General features: G+C 43.8%; 1 protein-coding gene. It reads left to right on the plus strand.

All coding sequences use genetic code 11. From position 1 onward, the window contains the following. The first annotated feature begins 153 nt into the window (after positions 1-153). Positions 154-1,137: a phosphotransferase family protein gene (locus AC1DWB_RS35220; RefSeq protein ID WP_477545714.1), complete on the plus strand. Its 984-nt coding sequence runs from the start codon at positions 154-156 to the stop codon at positions 1,135-1,137. Positions 1,138-1,386: the final 249 nt, after the last annotated feature.

Raw genomic sequence — 1,386 nt, forward strand, 5'->3', positions numbered from 1 at the left:
GGATGCGTTTTAATGTGCTAAAATCATATTTTTGTATTTCAAATACACTATTAGTATAATGAATTCACCGTTGTTAGCAGCATCCCTAAGCAGGAAAGTTGAAATGGTAATGGGCTATGAGCAGGGATTGCGCGCAGGAAAGGATGAGAAGTAATGAAAGAAGGCTGGGAACGAGCGGAATTGATCACTCCACTTGACACTAGGCAAATAAACGAAATAATCAAACCGGCGTTTCCAGGTAAACGTGTTATGGACTCAGAACGAATCGGAACCGGATTCAGTAACGCCAACTATAAAATCTATTTGGAGGGAAGCGACCAACCCTTCGTTGTTCGTTTATACCGTAATAAGGGGAACGTGATTGACAAAGAATTGGCCATTGCTCAACTCGTAAGTCAAACCGTGCCTGTCGCCGATTTCATATATGCCGATGCGAGTTGCAGCGCATTCGATAAACCTTGGGCTGTGTTGGAGTGGAAGGAAGGATTCCTTTTGCGCGATGTATTTAGAACCGGAACCTTCCAGGATATCGCTTCAGCTGCAGCATCAACAGGCACAATCCTTGCCAATATTCACGCTTATACGTTTTCAGAATCGGGTTTTTTCAACAAGGATTTGAAGATCACCCAACCTTACAGCATGGGCGGTGAGCATTTTCTCTCATTTATTGAAGAAAGTCTCTTCCGGAATCAATGTGGCAAATGGCTAAGTGAGGAGCTTACACAAGCGCTATGGGTTTTCTGCCAAACCTATAGTTCGTTGTTGTCGGAAAGTAGAGAAACGCCTGTCCTCGTTCATTCGGATTTCAACGGATTAAATATACTGATGCAGCAAAGTTCTACAGGATGTACGGTATCGGCTGTTCTTGATTGGGAGTTCGCATTTTCCTGGAGCCGGCACGCCGATATCGCCAACATGTTGCGGTATGAAGAAGATGGGTCGACATATGAAAAACACTTCATTCAAGCTTATCAGCAGCATGGAGTGGTTCTAGAGGATAACTGGAAACTCCTATCCAAGCTCGAAGATCTCGTTGCCCTGTGTGATATGCTGAATCATTGTACCGTGGAGACCCCCAACCGGATTCGTGATCTTCGGCGTTTAATCGCTAGAACAGTCCGCTTTGGACATGAATAACCCTTTCCTTTGCCATACCAAAAACCCTTTATCGACTAAGCGTGATCGCTTGGTTCATAAAGGGGTTCTTTATTGTCACTTGATTTACCGTTGTTCTCCCAAGATTGTGTATAGAAAGCATCTGACGAAATAGGGGGAACGGTGAACGAACGGTAACGATGGCGCTTAACAAGATGGAACGATAGGTTACATAACATGAGTTATGTAACCTCATTTGAAAACGACCATATATAATACATTGCATGTGGT

The sequence above is a fragment of the Paenibacillus sp. P4_E11 genome, from assembly GCF_056401635.1.